General features: G+C 34.6%; 24 protein-coding genes, 1 pseudogene and 1 other annotated feature. Of the genes and pseudogenes, 21 read left to right on the forward strand and 4 right to left on the reverse strand.

The window, feature by feature from the left end:
• Positions 1-42 precede the first annotated feature (42 nt).
• Positions 43-426 carry a VOC family protein gene (locus A5880_RS12265; RefSeq protein ID WP_086329316.1) on the forward strand — a complete coding sequence of 128 codons (384 nt, stop codon included), beginning with the start codon at positions 43-45 and terminating at the stop codon, positions 424-426.
• A gap of 1 nt (position 427) precedes the next feature.
• The gene (locus A5880_RS12270; protein ID WP_256924772.1) at positions 428-799 is read left to right on the forward strand and encodes an MmcQ/YjbR family DNA-binding protein; all 372 of its coding nucleotides are present in this window, start codon (positions 428-430) and stop codon (positions 797-799) included.
• 54 nt (positions 800-853) lie between these two features.
• On the opposite strand, the gene A5880_RS12275 is transcribed toward A5880_RS12270, so the two are convergent.
• Positions 854-1,600: a TraX family protein gene (locus A5880_RS12275; RefSeq protein ID WP_086329317.1), complete on the reverse strand. Its 747-nt coding sequence runs from the start codon at positions 1,598-1,600 to the stop codon at positions 854-856.
• Positions 1,601-2,372: 772 nt separating this feature from the next.
• On the opposite strand from A5880_RS12275, the gene A5880_RS12280 reads away from it, so the two are divergent.
• On the forward strand, positions 2,373-2,612 hold the full coding sequence (locus A5880_RS12280; RefSeq protein WP_143353613.1) for a DNA-binding transcriptional regulator Fis: 240 nt from the start codon (positions 2,373-2,375) through the stop codon (positions 2,610-2,612).
• 172 nt (positions 2,613-2,784) lie between these two features.
• Here the strand turns inward: A5880_RS12280 and A5880_RS12285 are convergent, their stop codons facing one another.
• On the reverse strand, positions 2,785-4,305 hold the full coding sequence (locus tag A5880_RS12285; protein WP_336577153.1) for a helix-turn-helix domain-containing protein: 1,521 nt from the start codon (positions 4,303-4,305) through the stop codon (positions 2,785-2,787).
• A gap of 478 nt (positions 4,306-4,783) precedes the next feature.
• On the opposite strand from A5880_RS12285, the gene A5880_RS12290 reads away from it, so the two are divergent.
• The 4 genes from A5880_RS12290 to A5880_RS12305 all read left to right on the forward strand — a co-directional run bounded on the left by A5880_RS12290 (position 4,784) and on the right by A5880_RS12305 (position 8,130).
• Positions 4,784-5,212, forward strand: coding sequence for a YjdF family protein (locus A5880_RS12290; RefSeq protein WP_086329320.1), 429 nt, complete (start codon positions 4,784-4,786; stop codon positions 5,210-5,212).
• A 121-nt stretch (positions 5,213-5,333) separates the two neighbouring features.
• Entirely contained in the window at positions 5,334-6,593 is a 1,260-nt protein-coding gene (locus A5880_RS12295) for a beta-ketoacyl-[acyl-carrier-protein] synthase family protein (RefSeq protein ID WP_086329321.1), read from the forward strand.
• 72 nt (positions 6,594-6,665) lie between these two features.
• Positions 6,666-7,460 carry a tyrosine-type recombinase/integrase gene (locus tag A5880_RS12300; RefSeq protein WP_336577155.1) on the forward strand — a complete coding sequence of 265 codons (795 nt, stop codon included), beginning with the start codon at positions 6,666-6,668 and terminating at the stop codon, positions 7,458-7,460.
• A 220-nt stretch (positions 7,461-7,680) separates the two neighbouring features.
• A complete protein-coding gene (locus A5880_RS12305) occupies positions 7,681-8,130 on the forward strand; it encodes a GyrI-like domain-containing protein (RefSeq protein ID WP_086329323.1) in 450 nt (149 codons plus the stop codon).
• 69 nt (positions 8,131-8,199) lie between these two features.
• Here A5880_RS12305 and A5880_RS12310 read toward each other — a convergent pair whose 3' ends face one another.
• A complete protein-coding gene (locus A5880_RS12310) occupies positions 8,200-9,525 on the reverse strand; it encodes a helix-turn-helix domain-containing protein (protein ID WP_086329324.1) in 1,326 nt (441 codons plus the stop codon).
• Between the two features lie 162 nt (positions 9,526-9,687).
• Positions 9,688-9,926 (forward strand) — a binding site (T-box leader).
• A gap of 169 nt (positions 9,927-10,095) precedes the next feature.
• Between A5880_RS12310 and hisZ the strand changes: the two genes are divergently transcribed.
• Genes hisZ through hisE form a run of 9 tightly spaced genes read left to right on the forward strand, consistent with a single transcriptional unit; the run spans position 10,096 to position 16,540 of the window.
• Positions 10,096-11,310 carry an ATP phosphoribosyltransferase regulatory subunit gene (gene hisZ, locus A5880_RS12315; protein ID WP_086329325.1) on the forward strand — a complete coding sequence of 405 codons (1,215 nt, stop codon included), beginning with the start codon at positions 10,096-10,098 and terminating at the stop codon, positions 11,308-11,310.
• A complete protein-coding gene (gene hisG / locus A5880_RS12320) occupies positions 11,282-11,923 on the forward strand; it encodes an ATP phosphoribosyltransferase (RefSeq protein WP_086329326.1) in 642 nt (213 codons plus the stop codon). The genes hisZ and hisG overlap by 29 nt, the downstream gene beginning before the upstream one ends.
• A complete protein-coding gene (gene hisD, locus A5880_RS12325; protein WP_086329327.1) occupies positions 11,920-13,200 on the forward strand; it encodes a histidinol dehydrogenase in 1,281 nt (426 codons plus the stop codon). The genes hisG and hisD overlap by 4 nt, the downstream gene beginning before the upstream one ends.
• A gap of 23 nt (positions 13,201-13,223) precedes the next feature.
• Positions 13,224-13,808 (forward strand): imidazoleglycerol-phosphate dehydratase HisB, encoded by a 585-nt coding sequence (hisB, locus tag A5880_RS12330; protein WP_086329328.1) that lies wholly within the window; start codon positions 13,224-13,226, stop codon positions 13,806-13,808.
• Complete coding sequence (gene hisH / locus A5880_RS12335; RefSeq protein ID WP_086329329.1) at positions 13,809-14,435, forward strand: imidazole glycerol phosphate synthase subunit HisH; 627 nt, start codon at positions 13,809-13,811, stop codon at positions 14,433-14,435.
• Complete coding sequence (hisA, locus tag A5880_RS12340) at positions 14,413-15,138, forward strand: 1-(5-phosphoribosyl)-5-[(5-phosphoribosylamino)methylideneamino]imidazole-4-carboxamide isomerase (protein ID WP_086329330.1); 726 nt, start codon at positions 14,413-14,415, stop codon at positions 15,136-15,138. The genes hisH and hisA overlap by 23 nt, the downstream gene beginning before the upstream one ends.
• Positions 15,128-15,883: an imidazole glycerol phosphate synthase subunit HisF gene (gene hisF / locus A5880_RS12345; protein WP_086329331.1), complete on the forward strand. Its 756-nt coding sequence runs from the start codon at positions 15,128-15,130 to the stop codon at positions 15,881-15,883. The genes hisA and hisF overlap by 11 nt, the downstream gene beginning before the upstream one ends.
• Positions 15,880-16,194 (forward strand): phosphoribosyl-AMP cyclohydrolase, encoded by a 315-nt coding sequence (gene hisI / locus A5880_RS12350; protein WP_086329332.1) that lies wholly within the window; start codon positions 15,880-15,882, stop codon positions 16,192-16,194. Before hisF ends, hisI begins: the two co-directional genes overlap by 4 nt.
• Positions 16,195-16,228: 34 nt before the next feature.
• Entirely contained in the window at positions 16,229-16,540 is a 312-nt protein-coding gene (gene hisE / locus A5880_RS12355) for a phosphoribosyl-ATP diphosphatase (RefSeq protein WP_086329333.1), read from the forward strand.
• 286 nt (positions 16,541-16,826) lie between these two features.
• On the opposite strand, the gene A5880_RS12360 is transcribed toward hisE, so the two are convergent.
• Positions 16,827-17,216, reverse strand: coding sequence for a DUF4828 domain-containing protein (locus A5880_RS12360; RefSeq protein WP_086329334.1), 390 nt, complete (start codon positions 17,214-17,216; stop codon positions 16,827-16,829).
• 144 nt (positions 17,217-17,360) lie between these two features.
• Here A5880_RS12360 and sfsA point away from each other — a divergent pair, with 144 nt between their 5' ends.
• The 5 genes and pseudogenes from sfsA to A5880_RS12385 all read left to right on the forward strand — a co-directional run bounded on the left by sfsA (position 17,361) and on the right by A5880_RS12385 (position 23,626).
• Positions 17,361-18,098, forward strand: a complete 738-nt coding sequence (gene sfsA / locus A5880_RS12365) for a DNA/RNA nuclease SfsA (RefSeq protein WP_179190392.1) — start codon at positions 17,361-17,363, stop codon at positions 18,096-18,098.
• Positions 18,099-18,106: 8 nt separating this feature from the next.
• Complete coding sequence (locus tag A5880_RS12370; protein ID WP_086329336.1) at positions 18,107-19,108, forward strand: Gfo/Idh/MocA family protein; 1,002 nt, start codon at positions 18,107-18,109, stop codon at positions 19,106-19,108.
• Between the two features lie 26 nt (positions 19,109-19,134).
• A pseudogene (locus A5880_RS12375) lies at positions 19,135-20,414 on the forward strand (DEAD/DEAH box helicase).
• Between the two features lie 27 nt (positions 20,415-20,441).
• Positions 20,442-23,156: a sigma-54-dependent transcriptional regulator gene (locus tag A5880_RS12380; protein WP_086329338.1), complete on the forward strand. Its 2,715-nt coding sequence runs from the start codon at positions 20,442-20,444 to the stop codon at positions 23,154-23,156.
• A gap of 149 nt (positions 23,157-23,305) precedes the next feature.
• The gene (locus tag A5880_RS12385) at positions 23,306-23,626 is read left to right on the forward strand and encodes a PTS sugar transporter subunit IIB (protein ID WP_086329339.1); all 321 of its coding nucleotides are present in this window, start codon (positions 23,306-23,308) and stop codon (positions 23,624-23,626) included.
• Positions 23,627-23,642 lie beyond the last annotated feature (16 nt).

Genomic DNA, 23,642 nt, shown 5'->3' on the forward strand with positions numbered 1-23,642 from the left:
AATGTATAATTGAGTTAAAAATATGAAGGAGAGTGTTTCTGAATGAAATTAGATATGGTTGGGATCATCGTTGAATCAATGGAACAAGCAATCCTGTTTTACGAACGTCTAGGTTTTGAAACCGTTGGTGAAAAAAATGCTGATTATGTGGAGCTTGATCATGCTGGAACAAGAATTTCTTTAAATACGAAAAAAATGGTTGCTGGAATTTATGGCTATGAACCAAAAAGTGAAGGGGATAAAATTGAGTTGGCTTTTCTTTGTGAATCACCGACTGAGATCGATCAGCTATGTGCAAAGATGAAGGCATTTGATTATGAGATTTTTAAAGAACCTTGGCACGCATTTTGGGGACAATATTATGCAATTATTCAAGATGTAGATGGTAATCTTTTAAGTCTGTTCTGTAATAGTCAGGATGTGTAAAATGATGGATAAGAAAATTGCTTATTTAAAAAATGAAGCAAGGAAATGGCCTGGCGCAAGTGTTGCTTATCGAGAAGATTGGGATTGCGATTACTTTGGAATCGAAAAAAAATGTTTTTGCATGTTAGGAACAAATAAAGCTGGCGATTGGGTGATGACGGTAAAAGGCGATCCAGAGGAAAATGAGCTTTTGCGAGAACAGTATCCAGATGTAGTACCAGGATATTACGCAAATAAAACGCATTGGAATTCATTTATGTTGGAAAATTCATCCTTTACACAAGAACAGCTAGCTTCATTTTTAAGAAAATCTTATCAACTAGTCTTGGTTAAGTTACCAAAAAAAGTACAAGCGAAATATAGTGGAAAATAAATTTTAAAACGCGAAGCTAAGAGATTGCTCTTAAATTCGCGTTTTTTTACATAATTAGGCTTGATTTAAATAAAAATTAACCAAAGCAATAATCCATAAATGTGCTGGATAAAATACGTAAAATAAATATTTAAAGGTCGGATTACTGCTCCCTTTTTGACCATTGTACAAGTGAATAAAAGGAATCACTAAAATAAATAGAAAGTCTGGGTTTGCTTCAAGCATCATTTTGATCATATTAAAAGAGTAATTGGGTAAACCAAGTAAAGGCATTACAAATAATGGAATTGCAAAAATAAGATAGGAAATATCTCTTTTTTTCGGATTTTCCCTGAAGAAATAGCTGAGTAACATAAATGGGATAACAACAAATTCCCCTTCTGCGGGAATCACTCCTAAAAAAGTTCCTAATGTTAAAAAAATTGCTAGAACGATGGATGATATTCTAAAAAAAGGTTCTTTCACCTGTTTAGCAAAATCAATTAGCGTCAAGATCGTTACACCAATAGCTAATGTCAAAAAAATATTGTTGTGAATCTGATACATGGGCTCTTTAGTAATCAGCGTGTCAATCAACGTATTCCCAACAAACATGATTGCGGCAAAGCCATATAAACGTAATAGGTATCTTCTTCGATTTCTTGTGTAGTGGAAGCCCTCAACAGCCATAAAAGCAAAGAAGACAGCGACACAGCGAGTCAACATATGAATAGGCGTGTTAAATTGCGGTGGTAAAAGTGGGATAAGATGATCCAGAGCCATCAAGCCCATCATAATAAGTTTTAATTGGTTTCCGTTCATATCATTCTCCTATATAAATATAATTTTTTTAACTTTTTATAGTATAAAAAATATAAATATATTTTGCGTGGGAATCAACGAACAAATGGCTTACAAAAATGACAGTTGAGAGTAAGCCGATTATTGACTAACTTGTGTAAGGATAAGGAATAAATTTATTTTGGGCTAATAAGGGTATCTGGACAGCGGAGTTCTGGGGATTTCTAGCTGTTTTTGTATCGTATAAGTGATGTATCGGAAATAGTGACAAAACTCAGTGAGAATGGCGTTAAATCAACAACCTAAAAGAAGAATAAACCCGCTTTTTCACTGTCAGTTTTCCAAAATTCTACCAAAAATGTCATTTTTTCGTGTTATTTAACGTTTTCTACCAGAAAATTCTACCAGAGTGAAACCCGGGTGTTTCCTTAATGTATCAACGGTTCTAGCATGTTTTGTAGGTGGAATAATTTTATTGAAATGAATAATTTTCATTTTCTGGTAGAAATTATCCAGTCACAAAAATAAAATTCGTTATACAAATTTGATGTGTATTGTAGGAAATAAACGACATCAGTTAGAGCAGCAATCCATATTTTTAATTAAATAGTTTATTTAGGGACGCCTAGTTTAAGGGCGTCTTTTTGTATGTTTGAAAAGGAGAGATAATGTATTTTTTTACTATGATTGAAAAAAAAGAGCTATAATAGCTGTGTAGATAGCAGCATTTATTTAGAGAGAGAAGGTGTACAAACATATCAAGTTGTGGATCAAAAATATGGAAGGAGTGGAAATGTTGAGCGCTGAAGTTAAGATTATTTTATCAGAGGAACAACTTGCATCGTTGCAAAAAAGTATCTATGATATGTTGCTAGAAAGCTTGCAGGAAGCAAGGAAAAGTGCAGTGATTGATCAACCGTTTTTGAAGCAAAACAAGGCTGCCGCTTACTTAGGAATCTCGGTAAATACATTAAAAAAACTCGAACAAAAAGGGCTACCAAGTATTAGAAGATTGAATGTCCTTAACTATTAAAGAAAAAGAATCCTAATAAAACAATGGTATTGGATTGTACTTCTCCAATACCATTGTTTTTCGTATTTCTATCGTTGTTTTAATAGAATGTGAGCTGCATTGAATAGTAATCTAATTCCATAACTATCAAAAGTAGATTGAAACCTGCACATAGATAAGTAAATTTATAGATTTAACTCATCATATTTAATCGGTGCTCTTGAACAAAAGAAAACAATTCCTTCCAGCATTTTTTATCTTTGATATCCTCAAAATAAAAATAGTTTTCGTTTTTATATTTATATTCATAAAAATCAGAAATCACAATCTGTGCTTCTTCTATAGTGGGTACAATAATGATATTTTCTTTTCCAAATAGCTTATAAAGTTCTGCTTCAATATATGATTCTCCAAACATATTTTTTGAAAAGTGAATATAAATAGTCAATTGATCGTCAATAACATTTGAAATAACGTAATAAATTTGACTATAGAGTAATGTGGAATGGAATTTAGAGATTATTTGGTCATTTTTTAAAGGTTTTTCTTTAATAAAGTTATCAATAAAATTTTTACTTTCTTTAAATGCTTTTGAGTTCATTGTATTTAGATTTGGATTTATTAACATAAAATCTTTCAAATATGAAGAATCAAAGTGGACATAAAAAATATTGGAAAAATATAATGTTAAAAAATATAAAAGCTTAAATTTTAGTTTGAAATAATTTGGTAGAGCTTCAATCGTAGGAAATTTTTCAGATAAAGACTGGATTAATTGTCTACAGTATGTAATTAGCTCATTGTCGAGTATAAATAGTTTTTCCCCTATTTCAATCTGAATGTCCTCTATATCTTTGTAGGAGTCGAATAGGCGACTAATAAAATTAAAGAATAGGTACTCATTTTTTAATTTTTGAGAATCAGGTTCGGTTTGATAATGAGTAGTTAATAATTTCTCTAATGGACAAGATAAATTATTTGTTTCTTGAAATACAACGAGTATTTCTTTAAAAGTTGAGTCTAGTTGTAATTGTTCCTTCTCAAAAAAATGGAGATGATGAACAACAGCCAATGAATATAGATATTTTGATTGCTTAGAAAGGGAAAAGTTGAACAAATTTTTCAGCTCTTTTTCTGAGAAGCAAGAATAAAGTTCGTCCACTGTAATACTTTTGAATGGCCAATGAATATCCTGAGAAATACTCCAAAAGAAATAGGATTCAAATAGTCGAATAGTAAGTGCACTGCCAGAGATAGAAATTTTATCTAGATTTTTTGCATATTCAATTTTAATAGAGAACTTTGCTAAAAATTTATTTGCATAAAATAATAAGTGGTAAAGATAAGGTAAGCTAATTGACAAGATTTTTGCTAAGTTTGGGAGGGTATAATTAGAACCTAAAAATATTTTTTGAAATAATTGAAATTGAATGGAATCTAAATGATAGCTTAAATTAATTTTTTTCAAGACGTATCGATCATTGAACGGAGTGGGATTATGCCAATAGTAACCATTAGTTTGATCTAATATTTCTATGTAGTGGAACTCCTTTATTGTTTTTAGTTCATCATTTATAGAATGAATACGCCTTTTCAGAGTGGATAAAGAAATGTGGAATTTATCAGTTAAGAATTCTTTTGAGATAGATTTGTGTTGTTCTATTAAGTAACTCATTAATGCTAATTTGCTAGTTTCTGGTTTGTTTAAGATCATCCTCCTCATCCCTTTCATTCTATAGATGGATAAATTAAGCATATCATAATAATGATGACAAATAAAATTCTTTTTAAGTCTAGAAAGGTATGCAGAGTCAAGAATTCTCTCATTTTTAGAAAAGATTAAACTATTTTATAAAGAACGAATGTTAGTTCAAAATAAAATAGGTCAATAGAATTTTAAAGTTACAAGGAAATTATGAACCAATTAAAGGCTTGTTATCTTTAGCCATCCTCTTCAAAATATTTTAAAATGGCATATTACTTGTTCATTTTTAAATATTTGAAATCATTGCTATTTCCTAATCAAACTGGTAAATTTGTTTAACGTTAATAAGTTAAAAAAATAGATATCAACCGGTTTTACTTAAGTTTCATGTGAGTATGTTTTTTATTTAGGGCTTCTTAATTTTTTATTGACGAAGAAATGTTTTCAATTCAGTTTTAAAATCATTAGATTCTAGGAGATGGTTGTTGTGAAGCTAACAGTTTATTTTGATGGCACCTTATGGTGTGGTTTGATTGAGTATGCGGGAAAAAATGATGATTATCGAGTTTTTAAACATATCTTTGGTCCTGAACCTAAAAATGCAGAAATCGAACACTTTGTAAATTGGGATTTGAGTCTTTTAGTAGATCGAAATGATTATAAATGGAGTAGCATCAAAAATATATCAGAAAAAGAACTCCCAAAAGGAAAGATTAACCCCAAAAGAATGCAACGTAAAATAAATAAAGAAAAAAATATAGGAATATCAACTAAAGCGCAAAAGACTATCAGCGAATCAAGAAGTCAATATAAAATATTAAAGAAGAAGCAAAGTAAAAAAGATAAAGAAGAGGAAAAAAAGGAAAGATTTGAAAAGAAAATGCAAAAAAAATATAAGAAAAGAAAGGGTCACTAATCTATAAAATTTTAATTTTAAATGGGAGGTACAGAATATTACCAAGGAAAGAAATAGATGTAGTGAATAAGTATAGTCGGCCATTTTTTATCTTATATATAGAAAAATAGGAGGACTTTTTATGGGTAGAGTAGTAATAACAGGAATTGGTGTAATAAGTCCAGCTGGGAAAAATAAAATAGAATTTTGGAAAAACTCTCAATCAGGAATTTCACAAACCAATTACGATAATGATATGGACAAAATAAATATTTCTTCAAAGGTTAATTCAAAAATTGAAACTGATTTGAATGAATTAATTGAACAGAATAAAGAAATAGTAAATGAATCGCGATTTTCAAAATTATGTGTATACGCTGCAGAACAAGCTATCAAAGATTCGAAAATTGATTTTAATGATATCGAAAGTGATGAAATAGGAATAATTACTTGTTCAGCAATTGGTGGTACTCCGACTATTCAAGAAATATATGAAGATATCACAGATAAAGGAAAAAAAGAAGTGTCTTACAAAAAAACTGGAGAAAGATTTTATAATGCGGGAATGTTTAATTTTCCTGGTGCATATATAGCAAAAAAATATGGATTAAGAAATGTATGCTATGCGTTATCAACAGGGTGTACAGCAGGATTAGATGTTATTGGAGAAGGATTTAATTTGATAAAAGAAGGAGTGGCAAAAGTATTATTAATTGGTGGGTCAGAAGCTCCCTTAACATCGTTAACATATGCAACATTAGATGTCATAAATGCACTTTCTAAATGGACCGGAGATCCAAAAAAAGCATCAAGACCTTTTGATTTTAAAAGACAAGGATTTGTTATAGGGGAAAGTAGCGTTTTCTTTACATTAGAGGATTTAGATCATGCCCTTCAAAGAGAAGCCCATATATATTGTGAAATAGACTCTTTTGCTAGCTATAACAACGCATACCACATGACTGATTTAAAAGAATCAAAGTACTTGGAAAAAGCAATTAGCATGGCAATTAAAAGAGCTGGGAAGAAAATTAATGAGTTTGGATATATCAATGCTCATGGAAGTTCTACTAAACAAAATGATAAATGCGAAACAGAAGCAATAAAAAGTTCTTTTGGTAAATATGCAAAAAAAATACCAATTAGTTCAAGTAAATCTATGGTAGGTCATCCGCTGGCAGTTGCAGGCCTTGTTGGGGTATTAGCCTGCGCTGGGGTTTTCCATACAGGATTTCTTCCGCCAAATATAAATTATGAATATAAAGATTCAGAATGTGATTTATATTATTTGAAAAAGAAAAAAAGAATGGATGTAAATACCGTTTTAACATCAGCAAGTGGATTTGGGGGTATTCATTCAGCAACAGTATTAAGCAGATATGAGGAGAAAAATAATGAATAAACGAGTTGCAATCACTGGTATTGGTACAGTCAATCCATTCGTGTGCAAGATATTGAAGCGTGGATGTTTGAATTGAGTCAAACAGCAACTAGAAACTCCAGAAAGAAAGACGATAAGGAAACATTGTCTAAGTCATATATTAACCGTATCTTAGGGCATTTAAGAATCATTTTGGAGCGAGCGGTTAAAGAAGGTTTGATTGAAAAGAATCCTGTTGATAAGGTCTCTCATTTTCCTGTTGAAAATAAAAAAGTTGATTTTTGGGAAGTGCAGGAATTTAAACAAGTCATGTCTGTCATATCAGAGGATTCTATTCAAAATCAACACAGAAAAATGATGGTTGAACTATTATTTTATTCTGGGATACGAATTGGTGAATTACAAGCTTTATCTTGGGCAAATGTGAATTTAAAAAAGCGTCAGATTACGATTGAAAAAACGCTGATCTATAATGGAAAAGATGACTGGTACTTTTCTACACCAAAATCTAAAAAAACTTTTCGAACCATTGGAATAGGGAAAAGTCTTTCAAAAAAGTTAGCAAATTGGAAAAAGCTGCAAAAAATGGTTGGTCATTTTGAATATGTCTCCCAATTAGATGGCACCTTTACACCTAATTATTCATTTTCGACTTGGCTGAAAGATGCTGCAAGGAAAGCAGGTATCAAGCCGATTAAACTTCATTCGTTAAGGCATTCCCATGTGGCGTTGCTGGTTGACCAAAACATGCAACCACTAGCTATCCAAGAAAGAATGGGACATGCAACGATTCAAATTACATTAGGCACGTATGGTCATTTATATGCAAAATCAGATCAACAAGTGGTTGAAGCGATTGATTCGCTCTTAGACAAGCCTGAAATTTGATGGAAAAGTAGGTGGATTTGGTCAGATTTGGTTTTCCATCATTCTACCGAAGAGTGTAGGAATGCTGTTAAATCAACGATGAATCGATGTTTTTCCCTATCTAAGATTTACATAAAAAGTTTTAAAATGAGACTTGAAAAATATTTTAATAGGGATTACGCTATTTATGAGAACGACATTGATCAATATCCTCTCTAAAAAGTAAAGGAGAAGAAAACGTATGAACATTGAAATGATACCTAGTCAACGAATTTTTTATTTAAGACGAATCGGTTGTTATGGTGAACAGAATAGACAATTGATGGAGACGTTAAAAGAAAAGTTGATAGATGCAAATAGCTACAGTGAGGGGACGACGATTTACGGGATTGCTTGGAGTGATCAAAACACACCTAAAGATGAGTGTATATATGATGTATGTGTGGCTGTCTCTGCAGGCGATGAAACAATCGAAGGTCTAAACGAAGCAATACTTGAGAACGGTAAATATGCCGTTTTTCAAGTAGAACATACAAAAAAAGCGGTACAACATTTTTGGCAAGTCGCTATGCAGCCAGATTTTATGAAGGAATATTTACTTGTTTTAGATAATAAACGACCTGTTTTAGAAAGGTACACACTTAAACAAATTGACGCTGGATTTTGTGAGTTTTGTCTTCCTGTTAAGTAAAGGGATGATTTAGACAAATCCAGAGTCTGAGTTCAATAACTCAAAGGGAGATGAACTCAGACTCTGGAATTATTTAGCGAATATTTGTTCAATGTTTTTTTGATTGTCAACAATAAATGTTAACATTGCCCGATTGTTTTTTGCTAATCGCTTGAAATTAGGATCGTCATGGTTAGCGTCTCCGAAGTAGGCAACACAGATCATTTGAATACCGCAGATTACATAAAAAATAGCGGACTTTTCTTCTTTTGTCAAAGGATTTTCCTGATCATAACCTTTTAAAATCAATGCTAGAATAGGAAGCCAATGAGGATAGTTATCTGTCTCAAAACCACTTAGAATACTTGTTGCGCAATAACAAGGATCAAACAGCCGAATATTTTTTTCAACTAAATCAAAATCGACAAAACCACTGACTATTTGTTCACAAAATAAGATGTTACTGAAATTGGGATCACGGTGGATGATCTGTATAGGAAGTTTGTTATTTAATGTACTTAATTTGGTAAGGAAATTTTTGAAAAAATCTGTTGGTATTTTTAAGGACCATTGTTTGACTTGTTGTTGTACTTTAGGTAGAGCCCAGGTTGTTAATAGTTTGAACAGATCTGACGGATCGCATAAAATCTGTGTTTCAACTTCCAAAAAAGCTTTATGCAGTTTTGCGATAGACGTACCATATGCGGTAATCTGATCGTCATTTGTTCGTCCCATTATTTCATTGATAGATAAAGGTTCTCCTGTAATTCCTTTTTTTAGAATGATCAGCGAATTATTATCGATATATGGTTGTCCAGTTATTGTTTGAACGGGAAGTGCAGAAGGTAGTCCATGTGTGTGTAAAGATTCAGCAATCGCAATATTTTTAAGCTCACCGCTGCGGTCATAAGTATGATAAAGGTAGTAATCCTCACCAATCTTCCAAACTTTTTCTGAGGTACTGATCCCATTGGACAGTGGAATTTCTGTTATTTCAAATGTAGGATCAATAGACCAATGACTTAAATAGTGTTTGATTTCTTTTTTTGTTAAATGCAAGTAATTCATCTCCCGTTTTTTTGTTTCTATCTTTTCATTTTTATAAATAGTCAAATACTTTTTAGGAGAGCAGCCATATTCTTTCACAAAGGCTTTATAAAAACCTGCATATGTATTGAAGCCATATGCTAGTGCGACTTCTACAGCTGTTTCCCCTGATGCAATTTCAGCAAGTGCTTTTTTTAGTTTTCTATTTAAGGTATAGGCAGACAAAGACATACCCATAGAGGAAGAAAATAGACGATAAAAGTAATAAAGGGAATAACCAGTTTTTTTAGCGAGTTCATCTGTAGTTTGGGTTGTTTTGAGATTTTTTTCTATTTCATCTATTAGTTCAGATAATAATTCTGGTGGCATGTTGCTTCTCTCCTTTGTGTTAATTTTAGTATAAGTGATTTAAAGGACGAAAACATTTCCTGTAGTGCTAAATTAAGTTATTTTTTTTCGAGAAAGCAAAAAAATCTATTGACTATATTGGGTATTCATGATAAATTGTTTAGAAAAATATGATAATAAAATGAAAGAACGATGATCAGAATAGTAAGTGAAGAGATTTGTATGAGAGAGTTTCCGGTTGCTGAGAGGAAATAACGAATCGTCATTGAACACGCCTGTAAGTTGTTTTTCTGAAATATTGATAGTAGGAAAAATCGGAGAGTCCGTTATCACTCCTTAGTTTGTATGACTAACAGAGGTTTTTGCTGTGAAGTAAAAACAAATCTGAGGTGGGACCACGTGAAAAATTTCTCGTCCTCTTGGCTTATTTGCCAAGAGGGCTTTTTTTATTTTTGAGGTATGATTTTTATGGACTAGTCTCTCGGAAAAAAGATAAAACATGAATGTGCTGAAAAGCGTCACAGTCAGTTTTTCTATTTTTCATTCGAGCCAGAACGAGTCCGCAACGCTTTTAAAATCGGAGGGAATGTTATGAAATGGAATCGGAGTTTACCAGCAGGGACAAAAGATAAATTATTTAAAGAAGCGAATGGGGCATATCAATTAGAAAAACAAGTCAATGATCTTATGAAAACAAGAGGCTATCAGCGGATTGATACACCAATGATCGAGTTTGAAGAGGTTTTTGCTAGTGGTGAAAAAGATGAAAAAGAATTTTATCGTTTTTTTGATTCTAAAGGTCGACTATTAGTTTTACGACCAGACATGACAGTGCCAATCGGACGTGTGGTAGCGACAACTGGTATTCAACCTCCGCTTAAATTATCGTATAGCGGTAAGATTTTTCGTTCAAATGTTGATATGTTAGGTGAACAAAATGAACTGACTCAAGCTGGGATGGAATTAATCGGTTATTCTTCTTTAAAAGCAGAAGTTGAATGTATATCTTGTGCTGTAGAAATATTAGAAACACTGAATATACCCAATTTTCATTTTGAATTAGGGCACGCTCAAGTTTTTAGATACATTGTTACATCCCTTCAGTTAGATGATCGAATGAAACAAGAACTTCAAGTTCATTTTAATAATAAAAGTTTAACGGATTTAGCGACATTTGTGACTAATCATCCTAGTGAATTAGATGCATTCATTTGCGCGATGCCAAAATTATTTGGCGAAGCAAGTGAAGTACTGCTTTACGCAACGTCCTTGTTGCCAAAGACGTCGCAAATTAGAACAATAATCAAAGAATTAGAAGTCTTGACGGGTCACATTAAAAGCTGTCATCCATCGATTTCACTGACCATTGATTTAGGATTAGTCGCTTTGATGGATTATTATACGGGAGTACTATTTAACGGTTATGCAGATTTAGTTCCAGAGATATTTTTAAGAGGTGGTCGCTATGATCAGTTGACAGAACAATTTGGTCATCCAATGATTCCGGCGATAGGATTTGGTATTAATTTAGATACTTTGGTTGCTTTGCAGAACCAACTCAATGAGTTAGCTTCTTTAGAGCAGTCAACAACTTTAGTTCACTGCTCGTTGGGACAGCTAAAAGAGGCTGAAAAAATTGTAAAAGAAAACCCAAAATATCAATTGTCTTTATTTGACACCTTACAAGAAGCTATTGAGTATGGACAAAGATGGAAGTATCGCCAAGTTATTCATATAAAAGGCAATGAAATACTTATTATAAAGGTGGGGGAGAAGAATGACACAGCTAACGATTGCCTTGACTAAGGGACGATTAGAACATCAAGTATTGTCTCTTTTTGAAAAAGCAGGAATCGATATTGCGTTTATGAAAGATAAAAAGCGAAAATTGATTTTTACCAGTCCAGATCAGAGATTTACGTTTCTTTTGGTCAAAGCGGCTGATGTCACAACCTATGTGCGTCATGGGGGTGCAGATATTGGTATCGTCGGGAAAGATGTATTGATTGAACATCCTTTTGGTTATTATGAAATGTTGGATCTGGGAATTGGGAAGTGCAAATTTTCCGTAGCCTCTACCAAAAATTACCAACCAGATGATTATAAACGAAAACGAATCGCCACCAAATACCCAACGGTTGCCTCTGAACATTTTCGTAAAAAAGGAGAAGATGTTGAGATCATTAAAATCGAAGGATCTGTGGAGGTAGCGCCTGTTTTGGGACTAGCTGATGCCATTGTAGATATTGTTGAAACAGGGACAACATTGAAAGAGAATGGTTTAGAAATTTTTGAAGATATTTGTCCGATTTCGGCTAGAGTAATTGTGAATAAAGCAGTGCTAAAGCGTAAACGGCAAGAAATATTTCGGTTATTTAGTGAATTGGAACCTGTGATCAAAGGAGGAAAAGAAAGATGAGACGATTGACTGGAAGTACAGCAGCCATTTTAGCTGCCTTAAACGCTGAACAGAAGTTTGTACAAGAAGATAATCGACAAATAGAAAAACAAGTTCAAACGATTATTCAACAAGTGATTCAAAAAGGTGATCAAGCACTCAAAGAATATTCTAAGCAATTCGATAAAGTAGAAATAGCTGATTTTATTGTCTCAAAACAGTCCATAGAACAGGGATATGAGCGAGTAGAAAAAGAAGTAATAGCAGCCTTAGAAGCCGCTAAAGAAAATATCATCAGTTACCATCAAAAACAAAAACAATACGATTTTATGGATACAGAAAAGAATGGTGTTTTACGAGGACAATTAGTTTTACCATTAAAAAGTGTTGGTGTTTATGTGCCAGGAGGTACCGCTGCATATCCTTCTTCTGTGCTGATGAATGTCATACCAGCTAAAATCGCTGGTGTGAAAGAAATTATTATGGTTACACCACCGACGTTAACTGGAATTCCAGATGTTATTTTAGCGGCTGCAAAAATTGCTGGTGTGAGTAAGGTTTTTCAAGTAGGCGGTGCCCAAGCTATTGCAGCACTTGCTTATGGCACTCAGACGATACCTAAAGTAGATAAAATCGTCGGACCAGGAAATATTTATGTAGCAACAGCTAAAAAACAAGTATTTGGTCTCGTAGGTATTGATATGATCGCTGGGCCATCTGAAATTGGAATCATAGCCGATTGTTCAGCAAATCCTACTTATATCGCAGCTGATTTACTTTCCCAAGCAGAACATGATATTCTCGCTAGAGCTATTTTAGTCACTAATTCATCTGCTTTAGCAGAACAAGTTGAAAAAGAAATAGAAAGACAATTACGAACCTTGCCGCGTAAAGCCATTGCAGAACAAGCGATCAAAAACTACGGATGTATGATTATTACAGAAACATTTGATGGGATGTTTACAGTGATGAACGACATTGCACCAGAACATTTAGAAATTCAATTAACTGATCCAATTAATTATTTAAATAAAATAGAAAATGCTGGTTCAATTTTTTTAGGTGAATATGCTTCAGAGCCAGTAGGTGATTATCTTTCAGGAACAAATCATGTGTTACCTACAAGTGGTACGGCAAAATTTTATTCACCACTTGGGGTTTATGATTTTGTGAAATATAGTCAAGTAACCCATTATACAAAAGAGGCTTTAGCGAATGCTAAAGAAGCAATTACTCTTTTAGCAAGAAAAGAAGGGTTAGAAGCACATGCTCGTGCAGTAGAATGTCGGTTTGAGTAATAGAAAGGATTGGAGGGGTGAACATGAGAAAAGCTACATTAAGAAGAGAAACAACAGAAACAAAGGTTGAAATGACTCTTAATTTAGATTGTCAAGAACCTGTGAACATTGAAACAGGAATTGGTTTTTTTGACCATATGTTGACGTTATTTGCTCGTCATAGCCGTATTTCTTTAGAGGTAAAAGTAGAAGGTGATCTAGATGTTGATAGTCATCATACAGTAGAAGATGTGGGCATTGTTTTGGGACAATGTATTCAAGAGGCGTTAGGAGATAAAGCAAGGATTAATCGTTATGGAACAAGCTTTGTACCGATGGACGAGTCTTTAGGCATGGTGTCACTGGATCTAAGCGGGCGTTCTTATTTGGTTTTCGATGCTGTTTTTGATAATCCTACATTAGGTTCATTTGATACTGAATTGACAGAAGAGTTTTTTCAAGCACTAGCTTTTAACACACAAATGAACCTTCATTTAAAAATTTTATATGGAAAAAATACCCACCATAAAATTGAAGCATTGTTTAAAGCGGCAGGTCGAGCGCTAAGAGAGGCAATCACCGAAAATCCAGAGATTCAAGGTGTGAATTCCACGAAAGGAATGTTATAAATGATCATTATTGTTGACTATGATACGGGAAATACTAAAAATGTTCAAAAAGCGTTGGATTATGTAGGTTTAGAAAACAAGCTTTCCGCCGATCCACAAGAAATTAGACAAGCAAAAGGATTGATTTTACCAGGAGTTGGTGCTTTTTCTTTAGCAATGGAAGAATTACAAAGACGTGATTTGGTTAAAGTGATTCAAGAAGTTGCGCAAAATGGGCTACCTATTTTAGGAGTTTGTCTAGGTATGCAATTGCTTTTAGAAGGAAGCATGGAAAATGGTTTTACAAATGGATTAGGACTGATTGAGGGGCTTTGTGAAAAATTACCTGAAGATTCGGTCTTTCCAGTTCCTCATATGGGTTGGAATGAATTGATGGTCACAAAGGAAACAGAATTGACTCGAAAAATAAATGGTCAATTTGTTTATTTTGTTCACTCTTATTATGCTGATTGTGAGCCGAATGTCATTGATGCGTTGACTCAATATTCGATTAAAATACCAGCGATGATTTCTAAAGGGAATATCTATGGCACACAATTTCATCCAGAAAAAAGTAGTGAGGTTGGTTTGGAGATCCTAAAAGGATTTAAGGAGGTTGTTGAACATGCAGATTTTACCAGCAATTGATATTCGTGAGGGAAAAGCAGTTCGTTTAGTTCAAGGAGATTTTTTACAAAAAACAATCGTAAATGACTATCCAATTGCTCAAGCACAGGAATTTGAAGAAGCAGGAATTCAAATGATACATGTGGTGGATTTGGACGGAGCTTTATTTGGTAACACTAAACATGCACCACTCATCGAACAAATGAAAAACATGACTAACTTAAAAATAGAAGTCGGCGGAGGTATCCGTTCATTGGAACAAATAGAGCACTATGTGGCATTAGGCATCGATCGAGTCATTATTGGTTCGGCTGCTTTAAAGGAGCCCAATTTAGTGAAAGAAGCAGTCAAAAAGTACGGAGATAAAATTGCTGTGGGAATTGATGCCAAAGATGGGAAAGTCGCCATCAGTGGTTGGTTGGACATAAGTGAAACAGATTATTTGCAACTGGCAAAAGAGATGGCTGAATTAGGTGTCAAAACAATTATTTATACCGATATCACAAAGGATGGAACACTGACAGGGCCATCTTTTAAACAGTATGAAAAACTGTCAAAAATAGTACCGGAAATGCAAATTATTGCTTCTGGTGGTGTGAGTAGTAAGAGCGATTTATTAAAATTAGCAGAGTTGAATCTGTATGGAGCAATCGTTGGTAAGGCTTTTTACAGTGGAGCGATTACGTTAGCGGATATCTTGGAGGTGGAAACTTATGTTGACTAAACGAATTATACCTTGTTTAGATGTCACACAAGGCCGTGTGGTGAAAGGAATAAACTTTGTTGATCTACAAGACGTTGGTGATCCTGTGGCTGTTGCCAGAGCATACAATGAGCAAGGAGCAGATGAATTAGTTTTTTTAGATATTACAGCTACAAGTGATGGACGAGACAGCATGCTTGAGGTTATTGAACGAACAGCACAAGAGGTATTTATCCCTTTAACTGTGGGTGGTGGAATACGTTCTGTTTCAGATATGAAAAAAGTCCTTCAAGCAGGTGCGGACAAAATTTCTCTTAATTCAGCGGCAATTGAGCATCCAGAATTAATTAGAGAGGGTGCGGCAAAATTTGGCTCTCAATGTATAGTTGTAGCAATTGATGCCAAAAGAATCGGGGAGTCTTGGCATGTATTTGTGAAAGGCGGTCGTGAAGATACTGGTTTAGATGTCATTGAATGGGTAATAGAAGCAGTGGCTTTAGGAGCCGGAGAACTATTGGTGACAAGTATGGATGCAGATGGCACTAAAAAAGGGTATGACCTAGCACTGAATCAAGCAATCTGTCATGCGGTAAATGTTCCTGTTATTGCTTCTGGAGGTTGTGGCAGCGAGAGTGATATTGTAGAGGTATTTGAACAAACGAAAGTTTCTGCTGCTTTAGCAGCCAGCATTTTTCATTATGGTGAAGTAAAGATTCCAGAATTAAAACAACTATTAGCTTCTAGCGGAGTGGAGGTTCGTCAATGAAGCCAGATTTTTCTAAAGGAATAATCCCAGCAATCATAGTCGAAGCAAAAACAAAGGAAATCTTGATGTTAGCGTATATGAATGAAGTGAGCTACCAAAAAACGCTTGAAACAAAAACAACATGGTTTTATTCACGCTCTCGTCAAAAATTATGGAATAAAGGTGAAACGAGCGGACATAGTCAAAAAGTCATAAGTATTGTTACAGATTGTGATCAAGACACACTGTTAATCACTGTGGAGCAAATAGGACCCGCGTGCCATACAGGAGCTCATAGTTGCTTTTACGAAGTTATTTTTGAGCAAGATTAGTTGGTGACAAAGTACGACAAAAGGGGGAGAATAGATGATTGAAAAATTATATGAAGAAATAGCAAAACGCAAAAAGATACCCAAAGAAGATTCTTATACTACGTACTTATTTAATCAAGGAACAGATAAAATTCTCAAGAAAATTGGAGAAGAAGCAACAGAGGTCGTCATTGCAGCTAAAAATAATCAAACAGAGCTAATAGCTGAAACCTCTGATTTAATTTATCATTTGCTCGTTTTATTAGTTGAACAAGAGATTTCTCTAGACCTAATTGAGGATGAATTAAAGAAACGAGAAGGAAAATTAAGTAATGTGGGGGGGCGAAAAAATATACACAAATTATAGGAAGTGGAGGCCGGTTAAACTTTTCGGTGAGCGGAAAAGGAGAGAGAACAGCGAGTGAACAGACACCTTAGGGGATTTGAGCGCTTGGAAGTGATGGTAAAAAAATTACGTGGAATAGTAAACGATACTGAGTATTTCACTTCAAAGAGCATGCTGTAAATGGGAGGATCAGATAAAAGTTACAGAGTGACAAAATGAATAAAAGCGAGTAAAACTAGAAGATAAACGCATCCGTCGATGACTTTATCCTCTAGTTTTAGTCGCTTTTTTATTTCAGTTAAGTAGTTTAAGAAAGAGCATCTGACTTATTTTTTGATTCTAGTAAATAGGTCACATCATCGGCTTCATCGTAAAGTGACATAGGTTTTCTATCAATACATTGAATGATTAAATGATACCCATATTCATCCTGAGCAACAAGACGTGTATTCGTTAACTCAACTAACATGTAGTTTAATTTTCGATTGTCAATCAGGATTTGTAAATCGTTTTCGATTGTTAAAGTATGTTGGGTTGCTTTTTGATTATTGATAAACCACCAGCTGCCGATATAGTTTTTATATGAATCAGGAATACTTGATTCCGCTTGCTTTTCTTGTTTCTTCTTTAAGAATAAGGATCCGGCGATGCCAGTGATAAGTGAAGCACCTAAAAATAATGACCAATGTTTTTTCATAGTATCAATCTCCTTTAAAACAATCATAGCATGAAATAGAAGAACAAACTATTCGGAAATCTTTTCCTATAAAAAACTTAAAATGTTGACGATGCTTTTTCGCTCAAAATATGGTATTGTTTTGAAGAAAGGGTGTTAATATTGATTACGTATCCTAATGTGCATTTGGCACAATTTAACCATAGACCAAATCGTTTTATTGCAGAATGTACACTACAAGACACAGGTGAGAAAGTAACGGTTCATGTGAAAAATACGGGACGCTGTAAAGAGCTATTATTGCCAAATGTAGAAGTTGCCTTATCATATCAACCTTCTCCAACAAGAAAAACGGATTATGACTTGATCGCTGTTAAAAAAGAGGCTGCTTGGTTTAATATAGACAGCCAAGTTCCTAATGCATTAGCTAGCCAAGCTTTGATAGATGGAACCATTACTTTACCTGAATTAAACGGTCAGATTGTTTTAGTGAAAAGAGAAAAACGGTTTGCACAATCACAATTTGATATTTTAGTTGAAACAGATACAGGTCAACAGGCTTTTGTAGAGGTCAAAGGAATGACATTAGAAAATCATGCGATAGGAGCGTTTCCAGATGCGCCAACAATCCGTGGGTTAAAACATGTTACGGAGTTAATCGAAGCGATCCATGAAGGGTATCAAAGCTATGTGCTATTTGTGATCCAATTTGAAAACGTTGAATTAGCAACGATTCATACAAACATGCAGCCAGCGTTAGCTGAAATGATTTCAACGGGACAAAAGCAAGGCTTAAGAGTCATTGCTTACAATTGTCAGGTAGCTCCTGATAAAATAGAGATTGCACATCAAATACCGTTTGATGTTGCCAAAACGTTTGAAGAGCCAAATTCAGAAAGGTGAGGATAAACATGATTCACTTAGGTATTATTGGAACAAACTGGATTAGTCATCAATTTGTTAAAGCTGCATTGGAAACAAAACGCTATGAACTGACAGCGGTTTATTCACGAAAACTAGAGACAGCACAAGATTTTGGTAAAGAGTATGGCGATGTGGAATATGCTACTGATTTAAAGACCTTTTTTGGTATTGCCCATATGGATACTGTCTATATTGCTTCACCTAATTCATTACATTTTGAACAAGCGAAACAAGCAATCCTAGCAAAGAAAAATGTCATTGTTGAAAAACCAGCGTTTTCAACGCCGGAAGAAATGGCAGAAATCATCAAATTAGCTAGTCAGCAACAGGTTTTCTTCTTTGAAGCAGCTCGAAATATTCACGAGACAAGCTTTAAAAAAATCCGTGACTTATTGCCGTTAAAAAATCAAATCACAGGTGCAAACTTTACTTATATGAAATACTCTTCTCGTTATGACCAAGTTCTTGACGGACAAGAGCCGAATATTTTTTCTCCTCATTTTTCAGGAGGAGCGATTATGGATTTAGGTGTATATCTCGTTTATGCTGCGGTAGGATGGTTTGGTCTACCTAATGAAAGCCATTATTTTGCTAGAAAAATTTCGACGAATGTTGACGGAATAGGTACGGCGATTTTAAGATATGATTTATTTGACGTCACATTACAAACAGGTAAAAATGCGGATTCTTTTTTAGATTCTGAAATTTATTTTGATGGTGGAACACTGATTTTAGATAGTGTAAATGCGATTTCGAAAGCAGAGTTTCACGATCGAAATCATCAAGAACGTGACATTATTTCTTTGACAACAGAAGAAAATCCGATGATCGAAGAAGCGCGGGATTTTGCTGATATCCTTGAAAATCCACAAGACCCAACACTGGGTGTACGGTATGAGGAATGGGTAGAGTTATCCCGCAATGTAAATAAAGTATTGACTGACTTAAGGAAAAGCGCCGGAATTGTTTTTGATGCGGATCATAACTAAGCAGTCTTAAGGAAGAAAGGATTACTATGACATTTATTACACATTTACCAGAAGCTTGGCAAGAACATTGGCGAGCTTCTGGTTTTAGCGAGCCATCAATGATTCAGGAAAAAAGCTTTACTCATTTAAAAGAGAAAGAGAATGTTTTGGGGATTTCTCCAACAGGTTCGGGTAAAACGTTGGCGTATGTTTTGCCGTTGCTCTTAAATGTAGAAAAAAATCAAGGCAGTCAATTATTGATTTTAGCGCCTTCACAAGAACTTGGAATGCAAATAGGTCAAGTTGTTCGCGAATGGGCAGCGCTACTTCAATTAAAAACGCAAACCTTGATTGGTGGTGCCAATACAAGTCGTCAGATAGAAAAACTGAAAAAGAAACCTGAAATTTTAGTAGGAACACCAGGACGAATATTAGAACTAATCAAAACCAAGAAAATCAAAAGTCATTTACTACAAACGATCGTGATGGATGAAGTAGATCAACTTTTTCATGAAAAAGAGTTAAATCTGACGAAACAAATTTTAACCAGTGCACCGAAAGAATTTCAACTCGTCTTTTATTCTGCCACAGCTGATCGTGTAGCGGAAGAAGCGCAAAAATTGACGGAGAAATTAACGGTTCTTGATGTTACCAAAGACGATCGCTCAGCAGGAAAAGTCACACATTATTTCATGGCATTGTCCCCTCGAAAGAAAAGTGATTACCTAAGAAGTTTGGCATATACATCGGATTTTAGAGGAATGGTTTTCTTTAATCAAGTTGCTGATTTAGGATCAGTAGAAGAAAAATTGATTTATGAAGGCTTATCAGTAGTAGGCCTTGCTTCAGATCAGAATAAAAGTTTACGTAAGTTAGCGATTGATCAGTTTTCTAAACAACGAGCAGTAATGCTTTTGACAACAGATATTGCAGCTAGGGGACTAGATTTTGACAAGATTCCTTTTGTGATCAATGCGGATGTGCCTTTATCAGAAGAAAGCTATATTCATCGAGCTGGTCGAGTAGGGCGCATGGGTGCGGATGGTTCTGTAATTACGTTTGTCAACGATGCAACAAAAAGAGATTTTCAGCGTCTGATGAAAAAAATTGAGTTGCCTGCACAGGAAATTTTTCTTTATGATGGTGCCCTTCATTTAACAAGAAAAGAAAAAAGTCAAACAGAAGAAAAAATGACAAAATCAAGCGCTGTACCCCAGAAAGAAACAATTGTTACGCCGCCAGTAAAAGAACGCGTTGTAAAAGGGAAAAAAGACCGAAAAAGAACAAAAACAAAGGCGCTAGACGGAAACCGTCTAAATCAGAATAAGAATGTCGTGATCTGAGGAGGCTATCTATGAAATCTAGAAAAGATGAAATTTTATCGGTTTTAGAATCGAAAAAGCAAGGGATGACCGCGGCTGATGTAGCGAAAGAATTAACGATTGATCGAAGCAATGCCAGTCGCTATTTAAGTGAGTTATTCAAAGAACAAAAAATAACCAAAAGTGATGGTCGTCCAGTCATTTATTCCGTTGTAGCAGATGAAGATAAAGTACATGTTGATCATTCCAGTGAGGTGACTTTTGATAATTTAGTAGGGGCACAAGATTCTTTAAAAATCAGCATTCAACAAGCAAAAGCTGCAATTTTGTATCCCCCTCGTGGATTGCACACAATCATTTTTGGTGAAACAGGAACCGGAAAATCATTATTTGCGGAATGTATGTATCATTTTGCTGTAGATTCTAAAACATTGACACCAGACGCACCATTTGTTTCGTTCAATTGTGCAGACTATGCTCAAAATCCGCAACTACTTTTTGGCCATATTTTTGGTGTGAAAAAAGGAGCCTATACTGGTGCCAATGAAGATAGCCCAGGATTGATGTCAAAAGCGGATGGTGGAATTCTTTTTCTTGATGAAATCCACCGTTTACCACCAGAAGGACAGGAAATGTTATTCACATTTATCGATAAGGGTGTTTACCGTCCGTTAGGAGAAAGTGGTCAAACTTATGAAGCATCGGTTCAAATTATTGGCGCAACAACGGAATCTTCTGAAACCTTTTTAACAACATTTAACCGTAGAATTCCGATGGCAATTACACTACCATCTTTAGATGCTCGTTCACTAGATGAACGCTATGATATTATTTCTTTATTTATCAAGCAAGAAGCGAACCGATTAAATCAACGTATCGATATTAAAAGAGAAGCAATCCTAGCCTTTATGCTGTACGACGCAGAAGGAAATATTGGTCAAGTGAAACGTGATCTAAAACTAGTCTGTGCGAAGTCCTTCCTACATTATCGAACGCATAATGAATCAAGCTTAGTGATTCAAAAACGTGATTTACCATTACAAGTCCAAAAAGGTCTATTAAAAATCAAAGAAGTTTCAGACCGGTTAGATCGACTGATTGATAGTAAAAGTAATTATTTATCGTTTGAGCCAGGAACAAGTGAAGTTGTTTGGTCACAAGATCCGGCTCGTGACATGCAAGTTTATAATGAAATTGAAGAAAAAGTAGCAAAATTGACACCGAATGAACTAGAAAATGTCAATTTAGAACAGCTGATTTCCAGTGATATGGATGCGTATTTTCAAACATATGTTGATGAATTGACGCAAAATCCTGTTCATAAGGAATTATTACCTGAACCTATTTGGCGTCTGACTGATCAGTTGTATGACATCGCTGAAAAAAGATTAGAGCGTACGTATAATGAAAAAGCGCGCTTTGCTTTTGCACTACATCTACAAAGTACGATTGAACGTGTCAAAGAAGGGCATGTCATCATTCATCCTGACTTGAATAATGTACGTAAGAAAATGAAAAAAGAATTTCAAGTAGCGATGGATTTATCAGCCATCATTGAAGAAGAGAACAATATTGAAATTCCTTTTGATGAAATCGGTTTTATCAGTATGTTCTTATCCATTAATGTTGGCAGTAAAGAAAAAGTGCATGAAAACAACGTGGGTGTCGTAATCTTGATGCATGGAGATTCAACTGCGTCTAGTATGCTAAAAACAGCTCAGGAATTACTTGGAACAGAGACCGGTGTGGCGATGAATATGCCGTTGACCATGGAAGTTCAAACGATGTATGAACAGCTGAAACAGTTTGTATTAGACTACCGTGATCAATTGGTCAACGGTATGCTTCTTTTAACAGATATGGGGTCATTAAACTCCTTTGGAAATTTGATTTTTGAAGAGACTGGTATTCGTACAAAAGCAATTACAATGACCAGCACCATGATTGTGTTAGAAGCGATCCGAATGGCAAGTGTAGGGAGAAGTTTAGAAGATATCTACCAAAATATTCAAATGTCTTTTGAAAGTATTATCAGAGAACAATTCCGCACAATTCCAAGAAATCGTGATGAAATCAAAAAGGCTGTAGTTGTCACATGTTTTACAGGAGAAGGTGTTGCAGCGAAGTTATATCAACGAATCTTACCTGTGATTGACCAAAATAAAGTAGAAATTATCCAGATGCAATTTTTAGAGCGAGAAGCGTTCAAAAAACATATTGATAGTTTAATGGAAGAATATGAAATCAAAGCGATTGCAGGAACAGTCGATGTCGAGTATCAAAATATTCCCTTCTTTTCTGCATACGATATATTCGATGATGAAAAATTAAATGTTTTAAAGCGAATTGCTGGAGATGAAGTCCCGACAGAAAAAATTGTGAAGTCCTTAAGTGGAACGATAACAGCAGTGGATTCATTACAAAAGCTGATTATTATGCTGCAAAAAACGGTTCACAAAATTCAAACGGATATGCATATTATCGTAGAACCAGGTGTGGATGCAGGTATTGTGATTCACCTAGCCTTTCTTGTTGATGCCATTTTAAAAGGTGAAAAATCAAAAGAGTTTGAACATCTAAGCGAATTTATGAAAAAAAATCGTCTGGAAACAGACGTAACTAGAACCAATTTAATGGTGATTGAAAAAGCCTATCGTATCAGCTTTACAGAATCTGACATTGCCCATTTAACTCAACTGTTTTTAGAAAATAAAATCATCGTAACTACAGAGTACAAACAAAAATAATTAGTGTGTATTCACAAAAAATATAGTGTGTACACAAAAGATATAGACCAAAACCTTGTTATAGAGGGATTGGTCTATATTATTTTTTTGGCACACTTCTTGCTTTATATAAAAGTGTAAGTGTAAACAAAATAAGGGGAGTGTAAAAAATGGCTAAAAAAACAATTATGTTAGTATGTTCAGCAGGAATGAGTACAAGTCTATTAGTAACAAAAATGCAAAAAGCAGCAGAAGATCGTGGCATGGAGGCCGATATCTTTGCCGTGTCAGCATCAGATGCAGATAATAATCTTGAAGCAAAGGATGTAAACGTATTACTTTTAGGTCCACAAGTTCGTTTTATGAAAGCCCAATTCGAACAAAAGTTAGCACCTAAAGGGATTCCATTTGATGTCATCAACATGTCTGATTACGGAATGATGAATGGTGAAAAAGTGTTAGATCAAGCAATTGCATTAATGGACAAATAATAAAAAAGATAAAAAT

This window comes from Enterococcus sp. 4G2_DIV0659, from assembly GCF_002140715.2.
Taxonomy (GTDB): Bacteria; Bacillota; Bacilli; order Lactobacillales; family Enterococcaceae; genus Enterococcus_L; species Enterococcus_L mansonii.